This window comes from Paenibacillus sp. CB74 (genome assembly GCF_055687625.1).
In genome coordinates, this window is sequence record NZ_CM146009.1 from 6,545,317 (window position 1) to 6,563,269 (window position 17,953).

The following is a 17,953-nucleotide window of genomic DNA, read 5'->3' on the forward strand; positions in this document are numbered from 1 at the left end:
GTAACCCACTTGTCCACAGGCCATATGTGTAAAATGTCACATACCAATTGTTATTAATCTTACCACATAAAGCGTTATCATCAAATAAAAAGCCTATAAACACTGGAGTTCACAGTTTCGACACGATTATTGACGAATTGTGACGACAGGTGTAATATGGGTAACGTTAATTCAAAAGGTTACAATTTATAACCTAAATACAGGTTGTGGAGAGAAGGAATGTTCCATGGTTAAATTCAGGTGTGTTATATAAACGGAGGCAAGGCGGGGACGACACCCACTTATTCCGTCTTTTGTCATGCTTGGATTTGAACATTTTGCAACATCATATACTATACTGCACAGATCACAGGAGGCACTCCAATGGATGCAATGACATTTGTCCTGTTCGGGGCAACAGGCGATTTAGCCAAACGTAAGATTTACCCTGCATTATATAACTTGTACATGGATCAGAAAATGCCGAAATCCTTCTCCGTTATCGGATTGGGACGGCGTGAATTGTCGGATGCGGACTTTCAGGCAAATGTAGAAAAGTCACTTCATGAATTCTCTCGTCAGACCCCTGAAGAAGCATCTCAGGTTCGTGATTTCATTGGCGCTTTCCGTTATTGTTCTTTAAATAATACGAAGCTTGAAGATTACACCAAATTGTTGGAACTCGTTCAACAGCGTGAACAAGAGCTTAACATTCCCGAAAATCGCATGTTCTACATGTCGGTGGCACCGGAATTCTTTGAGCCGATCGCATTGAATATTCAAGAAAGTGGCTTGGGTAACACCAAAGGCTGGAAGAAACTGATTATCGAAAAACCTTTCGGACACGATCTGCAATCGGCTCGTGATCTGAACGAGAAATTGAGCAATACCTTTGCGGAAGAAGAAATCTATCGCATTGACCATTTCCTAGGGAAACCGATGGTTCAAAATATTGAGACGCTCACATACGCGAATCCTGTAATTCAGGCATTGTGGTCCAACCGTTATATTGCCAATGTACAGATCACGGCAAGTGAGACGGTGGGCGTTGAAGAACGTGCCGCGTATTACGATCAAAGTGGTGCGCTTCGTGACATGTTCCAAAACCATATGCTCCAGTTGCTGATGATGATTGGTTTGCATTTGCCAAAACGATGCACACCGGAAGAAATTCAATTCAAAAAGCAAAAAATTGCTGAAGCGCTTCGTCCTTTGACGAAAGAAAATATTGCCTCTGAAGTTGTTCGTGCACAATATGCAGCAGGCGAGCTGCAAGGTGCATCGGTAGTTGGATATCTGGACGAGCCTGGCATTCCTGCCGGATCTCAGAACGAGACCTATGTTGCCGCAAGATTGTGGATCGATGATCCATTCTGGAGCGAGGTTCCATTTTATATCCGTACAGGTAAACGCCTGGCTGAGAAATCCACGAGAATCGTTGTTGAATTCAAATCGCCACTCAAAACAGGTCATGAATCCGAGAACACAACGGAACCTAACCTGCTTACGATTGAAATTGGTCCGGGAGAAAGTATTTCCCTTCAATTAAATGCGAAGAATCCATTGAACCATGGTGAAGTGGAGCCGATGCATATGACCTTCAACTCCGGCAAACGTAACATCCCTGAAGCGTATGAGAATCTGATCTTTGACGCTATGCGTGGTGATTCCACCTTCTTCGCTCACTGGAATGAAGTGGAGCTGGCATGGCAGTGGGTTCAACCGATTCAAGAAGCATTCGAAGCCGGCAGCGTGCCACTGGATACGTACAGTGCAGGTTCGCATGGACCAGAGTCAGCAGATCGCCTGACAGCAGCAGATGGCTTCCGTTGGTGGTAAGTGAAATGAAGAAGTGAGCGCAGAGATAGGGGCGGTATAATCCGCTCTGCTCACGAATGAACATACATTTTGCACAATCCAAATGCGTCTTCCAAGTTAGCATAATGTAGAACGACAAGCTTCTATGCACCTAGAGCGTTTGTGCTTGGAGCGAACTGATTGATGATGCAAAATGCTGATATATATGAAGTATTTATTATGAATTATACCGTTCCAATTTTGCATAAGCCCTTCCGGTTATGTGACCGGAAGGCCGTGAAAATTTTTAAATATAGATTAGCGGTTCAGTTTTGAAAATGGGTTGGCTTTGAACGCTGAGAATGTAGTGTAGGGCACGAAATCGATTCTGAAGAAGCGAAGCGTTCGCCTTTATCCCCGGATTTTCTCCTATATTAGGAGATTCAAAAAAATCTGGGGATAACAGCGATCAAAAGAACGATTTGTGACCGGAACGGTTACATCACCAAACGTTAGGCACTTATTTTTAATTTTGAGCGCAAATAAAATTTAAACATTGTTCATAACAGGAGGATTTTAAAATGAAACTTGGACTAGTCGGATTAGGAAAAATGGGATTGAACCTGGGTAGAAACCTGATTGATCACAAACATGAAGTGGTTGCTTTTGACCTGAACGCTGAAGCAGTAAATGAAATGAAAGAATACGGCGCTACAGGCGTATCTTCATACGCAGAGATGGTGGCTTCGCTCGAATCCCCACGTGTATTGTGGATCATGGTTCCTCACAACGTGGTAGATGCTGTATTGGCTGAAGTTAGCCCGTTGTTGTCCAAAGGCGACATCATTATTGAAGCGGGTAACTCCCACTACAAAGAATCCATCCGTCGCTACGAAGAGATGAAAACCAAAGGCATTCACTACATGGATGCAGGTACATCTGGCGGTATGGAAGGCGCACGTAATGGAGCATGTTATATGATCGGTGGAGACCCTGAAGCTTGGGCTATCGTTGAGCCGGCATTCAAAGATACTTCCGTAGAGAATGGCTACCTGTATGCTGGTAAAGCGGGCAGCGGCCACTTCCTGAAAATGGTCCACAATGGTATCGAGTACGGTATGATGGCATCCATCGGTGAAGGTTTTGACGTATTGGAGAAAAGTGGATTTGATTTCGACTTCGAACAAGTAGCACGCGTATGGAACAACGGTTCTGTTATCCGCTCTTGGTTGATGGAGCTGACAGAACGTGCCTTCTCCAAAGATGCAAACCTCGATGAAATTAAAGGCGTAATGCACTCTTCCGGTGAAGGACGTTGGACGGTAGAAACGGCATTTGACCTTCAAACCGCTACACCGGTTATCGCTTTGTCCTTGCTGATGCGTTATCGTTCCCTGGAGACAGACACATTTACAGGTAAAGTGGTAGCGGCATTGCGTAATGAATTTGGCGGTCACGCTGTAGAGAAAAAATAATTTTATATATAACTGTTAACATATGATGGGCATCGGGTAATAACTTATATCGTGTTTACGAATTCATCAAGTGGAGGGAACATATCATGAAATTTTTCTTGGATACAGGGAATGTGGAAGAAATCAAACGGATCGAACGTCTGGGTCTGGTGGATGGAGTCACGACTAACCCGTCTTTGATTGCCAAAGAAGGTCGCGTATTTAAAGAAGTCATTCAGGAGATCTGTGGCGTTGTTAAAGGCCCGGTCAGTGCTGAAGTTATCGGTCTCAAAGCCGAGGATATGTTGAAGGAAGCTTATGAAATTGCAGAATGGGCACCGAATGTAGTTATTAAACTGCCGATGACCGAAGATGGGCTGTATGCTTGTCATGAGTTAACGCAAAAAGGGATTAAAACCAATGTCACGCTGATCTTCTCCGCAGCACAGGGCCTGATGGCAGCGAAAGCTGGTGCAACCTACATCAGTCCATTCGTTGGGCGTCTGGATGATATTGCGGTGGATGGCATGAAACTGATTCGTGATCTGCGTCTTATTCTGGACATGTATGATCTGCCTTCCGAGATTATCGCAGCAAGCATTCGCAATATCAAACACGTCGAAGATGCAGCCCTTTCCGGTGCGCACATTGCCACCATTCCAGGTTCGCTTCTGCCGACACTTTGGAAGCACCCACTGACGGACAGCGGGATTGAACGTTTCCTGAAAGACTGGGAATCTGTACCGAAATAAATGGCTACCAGTGCCCAAGTCTTTGGGCGGTCTGAACATAAAACCTTTCGCTTTGCAGAGGAATCTGCGGGCGAAAGGTTTTTTTAACTCGGTTTACATAGTTTCCGATTTCCGGTTAGATTTAGCCAATAAGAAGTACAGTACTTGTCTCATTAATGTCGTTGTTACTTTCTGGTCCAGTGTCCACGTACTGTCCTTCTTTTTCAGGACAACGGTGCATAAGGTTAACTATAGCCTATAGCTCATCCCGCAGGGGAGGGACACTTCGATGATGAGAAGAAAATGGCGAAGCCGGAAACGCCGTAAGCCGCCAAGCGGCAAGCGCAAAATGTGGTTGATCATTTTATTGGTCACTGCGTTTTGTTTGATGCAGGGCTTTGCTTATGTGGATAAAAAAATGAAGCCCCCCATCATGCACTTGGCCAAGATCAGAGTGAAGCAGATTGCGACCGAAGCGATCAACAAGGCGATTACAGCACAGGTTGCAGATGGAAAAACCAACGAAGGATTGATTGACTGGAAGACGGATACCGCCGGGAAAGTGTCCGGTTTCATGCTGAACTACAATGAGCATATGCGAATCACCGCAAGTACAATGAATATTGTGCAATCCACGCTGCAGAATGTACACATGTTAAAAGAAAAAATCCCGCTGGGGCAGGCGCTGGGAAGTCCGGTGATGGCTTCATTTGGCCCGAGTATACCGGTTCGTATTGAGCCCCAAGGCGCTGTCAAAGTGGACCTCAACACCCGTCAGCAAAATGCGGGGATTAACATGATTTTGGTGGAAGTGTACATTCACATCATTGCTGAGGTCGCCGTCGTGGTGCCCTTCGACATGGAGCCCGAAACGGTCGATACGGAAATCCCGATCTCCTACCTGCTGGTTGTCGGGGATGTGCCGATGTATTATTATGATAATCAGGGCAAGCCGGTAGGCAGTAACGGAAGTAATGCCCCAGCTATTGCGCTGCCATCAGGTCATACGGGTGTATCAAGTGGTAATGGAGTAACTGCGAATCCCCCTAGCCAGAACCAGCAACAGACGCCGTCAGACCCTTTGCAAGGGAACGAGCTTGAACAATTTGAGCCGGATGATCTGCCTGATGTGAATGGGGGCGTACAGTCTAACAAGGGCGCGCACCCGTAATACAGACTAATTTTTAGTAAAAGACTTTAAGTACAAAATGAGAAAAGGGGCCTCTATTGAAGAGGCCCCTATTTCGAATGTCATTGTACTCCTAGCGGGAACGCTTATATTGACATATGCTCGTCTCACTTGCTTTTCTTATTCTTCTGTTTGCGTTCTTCCTGTTCCCAATGTTTCAGCTGTGGATAAGGGTCGAACGACCATTCGTGCAGTCCACTGTCACGGTAGATCCCATAGTGCAGATGCGGAGGGAATTTGCCCTGTGTCCCAGGTTTACCGTAACCCGAACTGCCAACCCAACCCACGACCTGACCTGGAATAACAACTTCACCGATGCGAGCACTTTTATCAAAACCCGACAGGTGGGCGTAATAGTGATAATGATTGTTCAAATCCCGGATACCGATACGCCAGCCGCCAAACGGATTCCAGCCTTTAATCTCCACGACCCCATAACAGGTGCTGCGCACCGGCAGACCATGTGGAGCGAAGATATCCGTTCCCTCATGAATGCGATAACCGCCCCAACTTCGTTTTGTCCCCCAGGTGCTGCGATAGGAGTAATTGGTTCCGAGCGGGACCGGGAAGGCGTGTCCAAACAGATCCAGATTGTCAAAATGTTTATATAACTTCGCGAATTGCTGTATCCGTTGCACAGCACGGGAGTTGTGATAATATTCCCACAGGGCGATGTTGAAGTCCTCTTGCTTGTTTCCGTAACCCTGAATGACCGAAGCCATGCTGTACAGCACATCCTGATCATTGTTAGCATCCGCTATACCGTCTCCTGAACCGTCACGTCCATATCCTTTGAAAAAAAGAATGGATTCCGGATGTTGATCCGTCTCATCAGGATTTAGCCATCCTCTCCAGGCCGGAGGAGTCATGAAAATACCTGTAAGCCGCTCCGGATGCTTGCGATCCTTTGGATGTGCGCGAGTAATTGTTCGTTCATACTGATCAATTGCGGCTAGCCTATACCAGGGAATCTGAGTCATCTGACCGATGGTCTCATATAAATGGCGACGTGCAGCGAAAATTTCTGCGGGTTTTAACTCGGTGGCCTGTGGTTTCGGAGTAGTCCCGACAGGTTCACTGTAAACGTCAACAGATAAACATGGGAGAAGCAGCGTACCTGCAAGTAAGGTTTTGATCCAAAATCGGTACGTGTGCCTGGAGGTCAAGCGTTGTTGCACTGGGAAGCAGCCCCTTTCCAATAGAATGATACAAGGTACCCGATGAACCAAGCTAAAGGTTAGCGTTCTTCAAAAGTTCTCGTTTTATCCATGTAAGCACTTGGGATGAATCGAATGAACCAAATTGTCCATATCGGGTATGAATGCACAAGATGTGACAAATGGGGGTTTTTCCAACGCTTTCATGGTATAATATGTTCCGAGCAACAGCCTAACTTCAGTTAGAAAGAAGGTTTATGCATTGGCAAAACGTGTTAAAGAACCGAAGCCGGATTGGATTCGGATCAAATTGACAACCGGCGATAACTATCAGGAAATGAAAACGATGATGCGTTCCAAAACGCTGCATACGGTATGTGAGGAAGCGCGGTGTCCGAATATTTATGAATGCTGGGCTAATCGAACGGCCACTTTTATGATATTGGGCGATATTTGCACAAGGGCATGCCGTTTTTGCGCGGTGAATACAGGCTTGCCAACGGAGCTTGATTTGCAGGAACCAGAACGTGTGGCGGAAGCAGCAGAGCAGATGAATCTGCAACACTGCGTCATTACAAGTGTAGCCCGTGATGATCTGAAGGATGGAGGAGCTACAATTTTTGCAGAGACAGTTAAGGCCGTACGGCGGCGGTTGCCATTGTGCAGTGTTGAAGTGCTCATTCCAGACTTTCTGGGCGATCGGGAATCTTTGCAGATTGTAATGGATGCCAAACCGGACATTCTGAATCACAATATTGAGACGGTTGAGCGGTTGTCAGACAAAGTGCGTGCCAAGGCAAAATATAAACGTTCACTGGAATTGCTTGCTCGTGCCAAAGAAATGCAACCTAACATCCCAACGAAATCAAGCATTATGCTTGGTGTAGGTGAGGAATATAATGAAATTTTATCAACCATGGATGATCTTCGTGCGGTAAACTGTGATATTATGACGATTGGTCAATATTTGCAGCCATCCGAGAAACATCTGTATGTTGAAAAGTATTATCCGCCAGAGGAGTTCGCTGCATTGAAACAGGAAGGATTAAAACGTGGGTTCAGCCACGTCGAGTCCGGCCCGATGGTACGCAGCTCCTACCATGCGCATGAACAGGTGAAATCGGCCACCAAACATGCTGAACAGGCGGCAACACACGCGTGATGGAGGATACCGGATTGGAAGAAGAAAAAAGCACAGAACAGATTCAGGACCAACTCCAGGAGCAGATCCAGGAGCCAGTTCAAGAATCTGTTGTTGAATCGGTTGAAGAAAAGCCCAAAGAACCGGTCATTGTACAGATCGGCGGCAAAAACTATGAAATCGTCCAGAACCACAAAGAGGGTTGGAATCCAGAGGTCTTCCGTGATCGTTACAGTGAGGTGCTGGAGCGTTATGATTATATTATCGGAGACTGGGGTTATAGCCAGTTAAGATTAAAAGGCTTTTACCGTGATAACCATCCGAAAGCGACGAAGGATTCCACGATCGCCAGTATGGTGGACTATATCAATGAATATTGCAACTTTGGCTGTGCGTATTTTGTGCTCCAGAAGAGCAAAGATCAGCCTCAAGCCAAAACAAAAAGCGGTTCCTGAGAAGGACCGCTTTTTTGGTGTCTTTATTTTAGTCAAGAAATGCCGTGCGAACCCGGTTCCAGAATGGATAAGGACGGAAACGCGCGAAACTGACCTTGTGACTGGATACCTGACAACGGACGGATATCAGATCCTCCACCATCACATTCACATGATCAATCGTCATCAATAACCGCTGATCCTTGCGGGAGAAAATATCACAATGATGGTGCTTGGGCAAAATGACCGGTGAACCAAGTGTCCGATAGACCCGGTTATTAATTGAAGCAATCTCCGCAATCTGAATAGCCTCGATGGTCGGATGAACCATGGCGCCGCCAAGGGCCTTGTTGTATGCCGTGCTGCCTGAAGGCGTGGATACACAGATTCCATCGCCGCGAAACATCTCGAATGTCACGTCGTTAATATCGACCTGGGCCACGACGGTACCGTCTACACCTTTTAACGTAAATTCATTAAGAGCGATGTAAGAGGAATTCCCCGACTTTTTCCGAATCTCAAGCTCCAACAGCGGATATTGGACAATGCGTGGTTTGAGACGCTCCGGATCTCCCTTGCCACTCATCAGCCTGACTAATTCCCGTAATTCTTCCTTCTTCCAATCGGCATAAAAGCCGAGATGGCCTGTATGAACCCCAACAAAAGCAATATCCGGAATACGGTCGATGAAATTGTGAAATGCCTGCAGCATCGTACCATCGCCCCCGATGGAGATGACAATCTCCGGCGATTCTGCATCCAGCTTGAACCCTTCTTCCTTCGCCAGCGCATGAAACTGCTGACTGAGATCAATCGATAACTGGTCTCCGCGGTCTTGAACATAGTATCTCAAGATGAAAGCTCCTTTGTGGTCATTATACTACCGATGATAATCAATTCCGCGGAAGAACACAACGTTTGGAAGCATATTCAGTTAAATATAGATGAATGAGCGACTTATTTTTTGACATGTCGTCTTGGCTTGAAGATATAACTTAATATCGTAAGCAATAACAACAACATAATGATACTCGCAAAAACAATGACCCCCGTCAGGACGATCAGTCCCCAGTCCGGTGTATACGTCGATAACGATGGGATTACACCAGGCTCCATGAGAACGGGTGAAGCGGAACGCCCCATCATGGGGGTCCACAATAGCAGGACCAGCACAGGTGCGATTAGCGCATGAATCGCTCTGGCAAATAAAAAGGGACCATATCTCATGGGGGTGTTGCTAAGAATACTCATAATCTGTGCATGGACGGATAATCCGCCCCAGGAGAGAACAAAGGCTGCTGCCGCCACTTTATATATCAGTGGAATGGAAGTGCTGACACCTCCGGCCTCTTTGGCCCCCAGTGTGACTTCAAATAGCCCCCCGACCAAGCTAGGAGATAAGGATGGAGGAAGTCCGCTATATCTAAGCAGTTGCTCGGTTATGCCGTATAATCCGCCAAGCCAACCGGTCTGTACAAGCAACTCCATTATGACCGAGAAGAATACAACCAGTCCTCCTACGATAATAATAAGGCGAAGGGATGAGGAGACGGCGTGGCGCAGCAGTTCACCGAATACCCGTCCGTCAGCCTTTCTTGCCTCATGCATTGCATAGATGGCCCGGACCAGTCTGTTTCTAGGTATTTGCTCCGATGGAGATGCAGAAGAGATGTCTGGCTGTGAGCCTTTCGCTGTACCCCCGTGAAAACGCATGAGCATACCCACCAGAAAAGCTGCAGCGTAATGACTTGCAACCAATAGCGGAGCAATGGCGACATTATGGAAGAACCCAACCGATACGGCTCCAATCATGAAGATTGGATCGGAGGATGTGGTGAAGGCAACGAGCCGTTCTCCTTCTTCCCGGGTAACCAGCTTTTGTTCCCATAACTGTGCGGTCAGTTTCGCCCCTGTAGGATAACCGGATGCACAGCTCACGGCAAATACAAAACCACCGCTTCCGGGAACACGAAACAATGGACGCATCAGTGGATTCAGCAAGGTACCCAGAAAATGAACAATGCCAAAGCCGAGCAGCAGCTCGGACAGCACCAAAAAAGGAAAAAGGGAGGGAAACAATACGTCCCACCAGATGGACAGTCCGCGTACACCTGCATGCCAGGTTTCCGCTGGATACAAGACCATTAACACACAAAGGATCAGGAGAGCGAGTGTGACCAGGACATGGGTGAGTCGTTGTGAAGCAGCCATGAATTCTTCTCCTTTACTTTTGGATTGGTCGGTGTGCGGAAATCTGTGATGCTATTGCCATCAATATATGAAAAAAAGTGGACAAACAGTACAAAATTATACGTAGAAAGCGCTTGCAAAAGTGGCTGTGTTTTTGAGTGATGTGTGCTAAAATGAGAAAAACGCCTGAACGTCACCTAATTGTCTCCAAGGTGGAATTCAAATCGGATGGAGTGATGATCATGAGTCTTGTCACCGGAATCCTGGTCTGTGCTTTTGTATATGTGATACGTGCCTCGCTAGTACGCTCTGAGGAAGAGGACTGGCGGAGTTATTAATGGAATATCTAGTGCGCCAACCTATGTGGTTGGCGCTTTTTTTGTGTTAGGTTCCGAAGAAGGTTCTATATACAGATGGCAGGGGAGGCGTCCTGATGATTTCATGTTATATAGGACTTTTTGGTTTTTTTTGATAGAATGGAGATAAAGGCTTCTGTGGCCTGGATATTGTTACTGTTTTCACAATGTTCACGGAACGTGTAATATATGGCAAAATTCGACATCAGAAAGGGGAATCAGACGAATGAATCCCAGTTTGAGTATTTATGACAATCTTGGCGGTGAGAAAGGTGTTCGCGCACTGGTTGAGGCCTTCTATCCAATCGTTCAGCAGAACGAGCAACTGGCTCCGCTTTTCCCGGAAGATATTCAGCCGGTTATCGACAAGCAGTATATGTTTTTGTCTCAGTTTTTTGGAGGACCAGGGCTTTTTTCCGAGGCGTTCGGACATCCGATGATGCGTGCCCGTCATATGCATTTTGAAGTGACCGTTGAACGGGCTGAGGCTTGGCTTGCATGCATGGATCAAGCCTTAACACAGATCGGTGTGGAGGAGCCTTTGCACTCGTTTATCCTGCAGCGTTTATCCGGGCCTGCACATCATTTTGTGAATACACCGTAGTTCCGAATATGATTATAAGCGTACGGGAGAGGGATGGAATAGATTGGAATTAGAGCCGCTATATAAGGTGAAAGTGACTTGTCATTATTGCGAAACCGAGTATGACACTTCACGGGTAAGACCGAGTTTGAAAAGGCCCTACCGGACAGATTCAGATTTTTGTGCTTACTACAAGCTGGAGAATCCGGATTTTTATGTGGTTCGCATCTGTCCACAGTGCGGGTTTGCTTCCACGGAGAACGCAACGGAGCATTTGAATGATGCTCAACGCAAGGCTTTTAAGGAACAGATCGGTAATCGCTGGGTAAAACGTGACTATAGCGGAGCTCGGACACTGGACCAGGCGCTGGCTACGTACAAGCTTGCCTTGCTGTGCGCACAGGTTATCCAGGAGAAAGACCGTGTCGTCGCTGGTCTGTTACATCATATAGCTTGGTTGTATCGTTATATGGAGGACCATGCACAGGAACATCGCTTTCTCGAATTTAGCCTTGAAGCTTATGTGAAGGTGTTCGAACGGGAGGGAACGGGTGGCAATGAAGCCAAACTGTTGTATTTACTCGGGGAATTGAACCGCAGGGTAGGACGGTTTAATGAAGCAGTGCAATGGTTCAGCAAGGTCATTCATGACAAGCGGATCACCGATGCGGCCATGATTCGTGCTTCAAGGGAACAATGGGCCGTGCTGCGTGAACAGATGATCTCCGGTAAGATGGAGCTGCCTGAAGAGATGCTTGAAGCAGACAAAGAGGCTGCGAAGCGCAGCCCCCTCTAGGTTGATCTTACATTAGTTGCGGACAGGACGGCTGGATAACAAATAGTCACTGTCATTGTCGATCACGGTCATGCTGGTATTACAGCAGGGAAAGACGAGTAATTTCTTTTTGCCTTCGCGGATGCGCACAAGCTCTTTCGGTTTGAGGGGGAGCAGCACGTTGCTTGCATGACAGTAGGGACATTGCTGTACATAGATGTCTCCCATCACAATATCGTAAGGCCAGCTGTTCTCAAAGGGAATCATTCTTGTTCGCCTTCTGGTGCGGAAGGTTTGGAGGCTTCTTGTTTGGCGAGTTCCGCAATCTTCTGCATTAGGATATGTTGGGGCATGTGCATCAGATGTTCCAAAGGTACGCCCAAGGATTCTGCTAATTTGACGGCTGTATCAGCCGATACTTGTAAAGGTTTCATACGTTTACCTCCTGAAAGTTACTATAAGTATTTCTCTAGTATAGAGATACAGTGAACAGAAAACCAGTTTTTAATTCAATCCTAACCATCCAATTTATAGAGAGAGGTGCCTTATTAAATGAAAACGCCATTACACCCCGTATGGGATCTGGAGTCCATTTTTAGTGGAGGTTCTTCCTCCGAGACATTCGCTGCGTATCTGATTGAACTGGAAGAGGATGTACGTAAACTGCAACAACTATTGAACGAAACACCTGCACCGACTTCATTAGAAGAGACGACAGCTTTTGATCCCATTTTGGAACTGCTGCAAAGCTGTTATGTCCGCATATCGGAAGGTTCTGCGTTTGTATCCTGCCTCTCATCGCAAAACCAGAAGGACAAGAAGGCAACCCAGCTTCAGGGGGCCATCAGTTCTATTGCTGCGATGCTGAACGGCAGCAAATCGAAGTTCGATAATACACTCAGTCAGACGTCAGATTCGGTGTGGGACACCTGGATTGCTCGGGAGGATATTCAGCCGCTTGAATTTGTACTGAACGAGAGTCGCACGCTGGCTCGTGAGAAGCTGTCGCCGGAACTTGAAGGTCTTGCACTGGATCTGGGTGTGGATGGTTACCATGGTTGGGGCAAATTCTATAACACGATTGTCAGCAAGGTGAACATTCCATTTGAGCAAAATGGGGAAACGGTCATGCTGTCGGCAGGGCAAGCTGCCAACAAACTGAGCGATAGTGATCGGAATGTACGTGAGACGGTATTTGCAAACTGGGAACAGGCTTGGACGGATGTCGAAGATTTCTGCGCAGACACACTGAACCACCTCGCGGGATTCCGTCTGAAGTTATATGAGAAACGTGGCTGGCATGATATCCTCAAGGAACCTCTGGCCATCAACCGGATGTCCCGTCAGACACTGGATACGATGTGGGATGTAATTAATGGTGCCAAACCTGCACTTGTTCAATATCTGGAGCGCAAGGCAGAACTGCTCGGGGTAGACAAGCTCAGTTGGAGCGATGTAGACGCCCCTGTAGGTAAGTCGAGTGGCAAAATCACTTACGATGAGGCAGCTATCAATATCGTTGAACAGTTTGCCAAGTTCAGTCCTAAACTTTCTTCTTTTGCAGAGATGGCTTTTGAGAAACGCTGGATTGAAGCTGAAGACCGCCCCGGCAAGCGTCCAGGTGGATTCTGTACATCTTTGCCACTTAGCAAAGCAACCCGAATTTTCATGACCTTCTCCGGGACACCGTCCAATGTGTCGACTCTTGCGCATGAACTTGGTCATGGATATCATCAACACATTATGGAAGAGTTGCCTGCGTTGAATCAACGTTACGCGATGAATGTGGCTGAGACAGCGTCCACGTTTGCTGAATTGATTGTAGCAGATGCCCTTGTGCAGGCGGCAACAGATGAACAAGAGAAGCTGGCTTTATTGGAAGACAAGATACAGCGAAGTGTGGCTTTCTTTATGAATATCCATGCCCGGTTCCTGTTTGAGAATCGTTTCTATGAACAACGCAAAAAAGGCCTGGTTAACGCGGATGAACTATCCCAATTAATGGTGGATGCTCAGCAGGAAGCGTTCTGTGGTGTACTTGCATCAGATCATCCACATTTCTGGGCATCCAAGCTGCATTTCTATCTGACAGGTGTGCCATTCTATAACTTCCCATACACGTTTGGGTACATGTTCAGTGCGGGAATCTATGCGAGAGCACAGCAAGAAGGCACAGCATTTGCAGATAAATATGATGATTTGTTACGAGATACAGGGCGTATGACGGTCGAAGAACTTGCGCAGAAACATCTGGGTACAGACCTGACACAACCGGAATTCTGGCAAAATGCTGCGGACTTGGTTATTGCCGATATTGAGCAGTTTTTGCAGATGACAGCACCCCAAAAATAGGTTGAATGTAATAGGTTGAATATATATGAAAGGCTGCAATTCCGTGTTAACAAACACAGGATTGCAGCCTTTTTTTATACAGAATCCTTATTTTTGATTCTCAAATATTTTGTCGCAAATGAACGAAAAAACTCACTTTAAGGAAGGGAAATGGCAATTAATTGCGCAATATATAGTTAAAAATACCCAAGTTTGCCGTTGTTTGTTGAACATGCGCAAATGATGTCATATAATGAGTCGTAAGTCCTTGTTACATAGGACTATAAGCATGTAGGAGGAGTGTTATTATGAAAATCGACCAGCTTTCATTAGCACGTCAGTTAGATTTAGTATTTAAAGAGCTTGATCATGAGTTGTCAGGGTTAGATTCAGGGGTAGTTTTTGTGCAAATACGAAACAACGTAATTGGGAAGTTCGGTATTCGACATAATCCGATAACTGGACGGGATGGGCAGATGGATTTGGAAGAGAAGGGACTAAACGAAACCCAGAGAACTTCTTTCCGGGCGATGGCACTGGAAACTTTGAAATTCAAACGCAATTGGACACATGGCGAAATATCGTACGACTTCACAGTAAGACAAGGTATGATTCTGGTAGATGCAACAATGGAGTCCAATTACAATATGGCGAGTCTCATGATTCGTTACCCTAGAACCAATACATACAAGGATTCTGATATGGAGTCGACCTCATAATTCGTTACACAAGAGAAAGCGGCACTTCCGAAGAAGGCCGCTTTTGGATTCTGCTTAGCTCAAGCAATAATTACGAGCTTACGAACGACCCGATAATTGCTGCTCAGCGATTTGCACCAGACGTTTAGTGATGTATCCACCCAGAGAACCTGTCTCACGGGAAGTATAGTTACCGTAGTAACCATCTTGTGGAATAGTTACACCCAGCTCTTGTGCAGCTTCCATTTTCAATTGTTGCAATGCTGCAGTTGCTTGGGGAACGACCAGGTTGTTGGAGCGGCTACCGCTACCTTGGTTTTGACCTCCGTACATATGTGTCACCTCCTTATGGGTTGGTGATGTTAGTATGGTTAGAGAATAAGGAAATATACATGATATGGCGTAAGGAAATATATGGTTAATTATTGGTGCGCGGATCACATAAAAAAGCCGACCCAATGTGGGTCGGCAAGTTGTACATGGTATCGAAATATATGTTGATCAGCGTAAACAGTATAGATGATGATTAGCTCACTTAGTCTGTAGGAGGTATAACCTCAATACGTGTAAATAGCTCAACAGGCTGTTCCGGTTCCAGGCGAATCAATCCCGTCTGTTCATCCGATAAATCCAAATTAGGTGCATCCGGGAGCCAAGTGTACGGTTCAATGCACAAAAACTGATCGGATTCCCCTTTGGTGAAGAGAACCCAGTGTTTGAAAAATGTTTCATCTGCTGAATATTTCAGCGTATATCCATCTTGCCTCCGTAAGTAAGCCGCAGCCGGTTCACCTTCGGTCGCTTTCAACAGCGTATCCCAGTTACGTCCCTGCAAGTTGATGCCTTCGTTAAGAGCAGACCATTCACCCAGGGATTCCAGCTCACCTGTTGGTAGTTGTTCTTCATTCTGACCGTATATTCCGGAAACAGGAAGTTGCAGTGTCCAATCGGCAGGTTTGCCGTCTAACAAAAACCATGTATGATAGCCCATCCCAAAAGGAGCAGGCGTTGAGCTCAGATTGGTGACTCGCAGACGCTGGCTAAATACAGCGTTTTGCAGACTGAACGTCATCTCAAGTTTCAGAGGAATCGGGAATTGAGCCATCCAGTGTTCTTCATTTTCAGTCAATAATTCGGTCGTAATTGCACATCCGTCTTCATCTTCCTCGATATCACTGACACACCAGGATTGGGTACGGTGGAGACCGTGAATATGGTTGTCATTTGCCGTGTTCTGATCGAACTGGTAACGGACACCTTCATATTCGAATTGTCCCCGATGAATGCGTCCTGGTGGAATCAGGAGAGGAACGCCAAAATGGTACGGCTTCTGCAGATAAAAGGCAAGATCGTCTTCATCCGGACGGCGGACGATATCCCTGTCCTGCACTAAATCCCGAATAGAAATAATGTTATTTCCAAGACGTGGCAGCAGGGTGATTTCCAATTCACGGCTATGTAGGATATACGTGTCGTAACCATTCCATTGGCCTTTGGTCACTTGTTTCATATCGATGCTCCTTTTCCCACTTGAAATCTGTCTGCAAGCAGTTGTAATGATTGTACTGCTGCAGGCGTGTCATTGTGTACATGCCAGCTATTTCCTGCGCTGCTTCTTGTGAAGCAGGCATGTTAATAAGCAATTCCATCATAACAGATTTCAGTGTCTCGGGTAAAAAAGTTCAACTCATTTTGACATTCGCGCCTGTGCGCATTAAGATGGAACTCTAAAGGTACGTATTCAAATTGAATGATATAAATCGATGACAGGGATAAGTAGGCCAAGAGAATTCTCTTCAGAAAGCCGGTGGTTGATGCGAACCGGTGTGAACTCTTTACTGAATGGACCCTTGAGTGTGGATTTGAACAGGTTAAGCCAGAGACGGGCTTGCCTCACTAGAGTCTGCCGTATAATCCACGTTACGGAACAATGAAGGCGTTTCTTCAGCTTGACTTGATTGAGGGTCAGGGGCAATGGAAGAAAAGCGAATAAGGGTGGCACCACGGTCTCACGTCCCTTGCGGATGTGGGGCCTTTTTGCGTTCGCAGAGAATGGCAGGAGCTTTTTATATACAATCAGGGAGGCGTTATGTGCAATGAAAACTGTACTTTCAGGTATTCAACCAAGTGGTAAGCTCACATTGGGCAACTATATTGGTGCAATCAAAAATTTTGTAAAACTCCAGCATGACTATCAATGTCATTTCATGGTGGTAGATCTTCATGCCATTACCGTGGCTCAAGAGCCAGCAGCATTGCGTGAACAATCGGAAGCGGTAGCTGCGCTGTTTCTTGCAGCAGGTATTGATCCTTCGAAATCTAACGTATTTCTGCAATCCCATGTACCGCAGCATGCCGAATTGGGCTGGTTGATGACGACGCTGACCTCCATGGGTGAGCTTGAACGCATGACTCAGTTTAAGGATAAATCATCCGGGAAAGATTCCGTTGGTGCCGGACTGTTCGTGTATCCATCATTAATGGCGGCTGATATTTTGTTATACAATGCTGATCTTGTACCTGTAGGTGAAGACCAGAAGCAGCATCTGGAGCTGACACGTGATCTGGCTGGGCGTTTTAACCACCGTTATGGGGAGTACTTCACCATTCCAGATCCGTATATCCCACAGGTAGGTGCACGGGTAATGTCACTTGATGATGCCTCTTCGAAGATGAGTAAAAGTAATCCTAATGCCGGCAGCTATATTGCCCTGCTGGATCCGCCGGATGTCATTCGCAAAAAGATCAGCCGTGCCACTACAGATTCGGGACGTGAAGTCGTCTATGATCCGGCAAACAAACCGGAAGTTAGTAATCTGATGAGTATCTACGCGGAATGTGCGGGTATGACGCTTAAGGAAGTAGCTGAGCGTTATGAAGGCAAGATGTACGGTCCGTTCAAAAAAGAACTGGCTGAAGTGGTTGTGTCTGTTATCGAACCGCTGCAACAACGATATAATGAGATTCGCGAGTCTGGCGAATTGGCCGATGTTCTGGAGACGTCAGCTCGTCGTGCAGAAGAAGTTGCTTCTCAAACGTTGAGTGCCGTGAAAGAACGTATGGGGTTTGTTCCTAGACGTAAACTGTAGTGCTGCTGAACAAAATTATAGTTAAAGAAATGAATAGTTAACATAAATA

At 46.3% G+C, this 17,953-nt stretch carries 19 protein-coding genes and 1 other annotated feature; of the genes, 12 read left to right on the forward strand and 7 right to left on the reverse strand.

The window, feature by feature from the left end; all coding sequences use genetic code 11:
- The first annotated feature begins 363 nt into the window (after positions 1 to 363).
- The 4 genes from zwf (at position 364) to yunB (ending at position 5,132) form a co-directional block, all read left to right on the forward strand.
- Positions 364 to 1,818, forward strand: coding sequence for a glucose-6-phosphate dehydrogenase (gene zwf, locus ACX9NY_RS28885; protein WP_339237603.1), 1,455 nt, complete (start codon positions 364 to 366; stop codon positions 1,816 to 1,818).
- 539 nt (positions 1,819 to 2,357) lie between these two features.
- Positions 2,358 to 3,251 (forward strand): phosphogluconate dehydrogenase (NAD(+)-dependent, decarboxylating), encoded by an 894-nt coding sequence (gene gnd / locus ACX9NY_RS28890; protein ID WP_339237600.1) that lies wholly within the window; start codon positions 2,358 to 2,360, stop codon positions 3,249 to 3,251.
- Positions 3,252 to 3,337: 86 nt separating this feature from the next.
- The gene (fsa, locus tag ACX9NY_RS28895; RefSeq protein ID WP_036605718.1) at positions 3,338 to 3,982 is read left to right on the forward strand and encodes a fructose-6-phosphate aldolase; all 645 of its coding nucleotides are present in this window, start codon (positions 3,338 to 3,340) and stop codon (positions 3,980 to 3,982) included.
- A gap of 268 nt (positions 3,983 to 4,250) precedes the next feature.
- Positions 4,251 to 5,132, forward strand: coding sequence for a sporulation protein YunB (gene yunB / locus ACX9NY_RS28900; protein WP_339237598.1), 882 nt, complete (start codon positions 4,251 to 4,253; stop codon positions 5,130 to 5,132).
- A gap of 125 nt (positions 5,133 to 5,257) precedes the next feature.
- Here the strand turns inward: yunB and ACX9NY_RS28905 are convergent, their stop codons facing one another.
- A complete protein-coding gene (locus ACX9NY_RS28905; protein WP_472476440.1) occupies positions 5,258 to 6,328 on the reverse strand; it encodes a M23 family metallopeptidase in 1,071 nt (356 codons plus the stop codon).
- A gap of 241 nt (positions 6,329 to 6,569) precedes the next feature.
- On the opposite strand from ACX9NY_RS28905, the gene lipA reads away from it, so the two are divergent.
- Entirely contained in the window at positions 6,570 to 7,469 is a 900-nt protein-coding gene (gene lipA / locus ACX9NY_RS28910) for a lipoyl synthase (RefSeq protein ID WP_017692371.1), read from the forward strand.
- Positions 7,470 to 7,483: 14 nt separating this feature from the next.
- Complete coding sequence (locus ACX9NY_RS28915; RefSeq protein ID WP_339237593.1) at positions 7,484 to 7,903, forward strand: YutD family protein; 420 nt, start codon at positions 7,484 to 7,486, stop codon at positions 7,901 to 7,903.
- Between the two features lie 28 nt (positions 7,904 to 7,931).
- Here the strand turns inward: ACX9NY_RS28915 and ACX9NY_RS28920 are convergent, their stop codons facing one another.
- Positions 7,932 to 8,735 (reverse strand): NAD kinase, encoded by an 804-nt coding sequence (locus tag ACX9NY_RS28920; RefSeq protein WP_036673293.1) that lies wholly within the window; start codon positions 8,733 to 8,735, stop codon positions 7,932 to 7,934.
- Between the two features lie 104 nt (positions 8,736 to 8,839).
- Positions 8,840 to 10,093, reverse strand: a complete 1,254-nt coding sequence (gene ylbJ, locus ACX9NY_RS28925) for a sporulation integral membrane protein YlbJ (RefSeq protein WP_339237590.1) — start codon at positions 10,091 to 10,093, stop codon at positions 8,840 to 8,842.
- A gap of 152 nt (positions 10,094 to 10,245) precedes the next feature.
- Between ylbJ and ACX9NY_RS28930 the strand changes: the two genes are divergently transcribed.
- The 3 genes from ACX9NY_RS28930 (at position 10,246) to ACX9NY_RS28940 (ending at position 11,807) form a co-directional block, all read left to right on the forward strand.
- Positions 10,246 to 10,410: a hypothetical protein gene (locus ACX9NY_RS28930; RefSeq protein ID WP_253440723.1), complete on the forward strand. Its 165-nt coding sequence runs from the start codon at positions 10,246 to 10,248 to the stop codon at positions 10,408 to 10,410.
- 244 nt (positions 10,411 to 10,654) lie between these two features.
- Positions 10,655 to 11,032: a globin domain-containing protein gene (locus tag ACX9NY_RS28935; protein WP_036605723.1), complete on the forward strand. Its 378-nt coding sequence runs from the start codon at positions 10,655 to 10,657 to the stop codon at positions 11,030 to 11,032.
- 43 nt (positions 11,033 to 11,075) lie between these two features.
- On the forward strand, positions 11,076 to 11,807 hold the full coding sequence (locus tag ACX9NY_RS28940; protein ID WP_339237587.1) for a DUF2225 domain-containing protein: 732 nt from the start codon (positions 11,076 to 11,078) through the stop codon (positions 11,805 to 11,807).
- A gap of 12 nt (positions 11,808 to 11,819) precedes the next feature.
- Here ACX9NY_RS28940 and ACX9NY_RS28945 read toward each other — a convergent pair whose 3' ends face one another.
- Positions 11,820 to 12,053, reverse strand: a complete 234-nt coding sequence (locus ACX9NY_RS28945; protein ID WP_062324061.1) for a hypothetical protein — start codon at positions 12,051 to 12,053, stop codon at positions 11,820 to 11,822.
- A complete protein-coding gene (locus tag ACX9NY_RS28950; protein ID WP_017692379.1) occupies positions 12,050 to 12,220 on the reverse strand; it encodes a YycC family protein in 171 nt (56 codons plus the stop codon). The genes ACX9NY_RS28945 and ACX9NY_RS28950 overlap by 4 nt, the downstream gene beginning before the upstream one ends.
- Before the next feature lie 118 nt (positions 12,221 to 12,338).
- Here ACX9NY_RS28950 and ACX9NY_RS28955 point away from each other — a divergent pair, with 118 nt between their 5' ends.
- A complete protein-coding gene (locus ACX9NY_RS28955; protein WP_472476445.1) occupies positions 12,339 to 14,138 on the forward strand; it encodes a M3 family oligoendopeptidase in 1,800 nt (599 codons plus the stop codon).
- A gap of 284 nt (positions 14,139 to 14,422) precedes the next feature.
- Positions 14,423 to 14,836, forward strand: coding sequence for an O-methyltransferase (locus tag ACX9NY_RS28960; RefSeq protein ID WP_339243206.1), 414 nt, complete (start codon positions 14,423 to 14,425; stop codon positions 14,834 to 14,836).
- A gap of 78 nt (positions 14,837 to 14,914) precedes the next feature.
- Here the strand turns inward: ACX9NY_RS28960 and ACX9NY_RS28965 are convergent, their stop codons facing one another.
- On the reverse strand, positions 14,915 to 15,148 hold the full coding sequence (locus tag ACX9NY_RS28965; protein ID WP_105601328.1) for an alpha/beta-type small acid-soluble spore protein: 234 nt from the start codon (positions 15,146 to 15,148) through the stop codon (positions 14,915 to 14,917).
- A 202-nt stretch (positions 15,149 to 15,350) separates the two neighbouring features.
- Positions 15,351 to 16,325 (reverse strand): aldose 1-epimerase, encoded by a 975-nt coding sequence (locus ACX9NY_RS28970; RefSeq protein ID WP_339237574.1) that lies wholly within the window; start codon positions 16,323 to 16,325, stop codon positions 15,351 to 15,353.
- Between the two features lie 244 nt (positions 16,326 to 16,569).
- Positions 16,570 to 16,837 (forward strand) — a binding site (T-box leader).
- Between the two features lie 74 nt (positions 16,838 to 16,911).
- On the opposite strand from ACX9NY_RS28970, the gene trpS reads away from it, so the two are divergent.
- Complete coding sequence (trpS, locus tag ACX9NY_RS28975; protein WP_342571023.1) at positions 16,912 to 17,904, forward strand: tryptophan--tRNA ligase; 993 nt, start codon at positions 16,912 to 16,914, stop codon at positions 17,902 to 17,904.
- The last annotated feature ends 49 nt before the right edge of the window (positions 17,905 to 17,953 follow it).

Bases quoted from the DNA above. Each gene is read 5' to 3' on its own strand.
- ACX9NY_RS28965 (WP_105601328.1), bottom strand. From the start codon at position 15,148: ATGTACGGAGGTCAAAACCAAGGTAGCGGTAGCCGCTCCAACAACCTG.
- ACX9NY_RS28950 (WP_017692379.1), bottom strand. From the start codon at position 12,220: ATGAAACCTTTACAAGTATCGGCTGATACAGCCGTCAAATTAGCAGAA.
- ylbJ (WP_339237590.1), bottom strand. From the start codon at position 10,093: ATGGCTGCTTCACAACGACTCACCCATGTCCTGGTCACACTCGCTCTC.
- ACX9NY_RS28945 (WP_062324061.1), bottom strand. From the start codon at position 12,053: ATGATTCCCTTTGAGAACAGCTGGCCTTACGATATTGTGATGGGAGAC.
- gnd (WP_339237600.1), top strand. From the start codon at position 2,358: ATGAAACTTGGACTAGTCGGATTAGGAAAAATGGGATTGAACCTGGGT.
- yunB (WP_339237598.1), top strand. From the start codon at position 4,251: ATGATGAGAAGAAAATGGCGAAGCCGGAAACGCCGTAAGCCGCCAAGC.
- ACX9NY_RS28935 (WP_036605723.1), top strand. From the start codon at position 10,655: ATGAATCCCAGTTTGAGTATTTATGACAATCTTGGCGGTGAGAAAGGT.
- ACX9NY_RS28955 (WP_472476445.1), top strand. From the start codon at position 12,339: ATGAAAACGCCATTACACCCCGTATGGGATCTGGAGTCCATTTTTAGT.
- fsa (WP_036605718.1), top strand. From the start codon at position 3,338: ATGAAATTTTTCTTGGATACAGGGAATGTGGAAGAAATCAAACGGATC.
- trpS (WP_342571023.1), top strand. From the start codon at position 16,912: ATGAAAACTGTACTTTCAGGTATTCAACCAAGTGGTAAGCTCACATTG.
- ACX9NY_RS28930 (WP_253440723.1), top strand. From the start codon at position 10,246: ATGAGAAAAACGCCTGAACGTCACCTAATTGTCTCCAAGGTGGAATTC.
- zwf (WP_339237603.1), top strand. From the start codon at position 364: ATGGATGCAATGACATTTGTCCTGTTCGGGGCAACAGGCGATTTAGCC.
- ACX9NY_RS28970 (WP_339237574.1), bottom strand. From the start codon at position 16,325: ATGAAACAAGTGACCAAAGGCCAATGGAATGGTTACGACACGTATATC.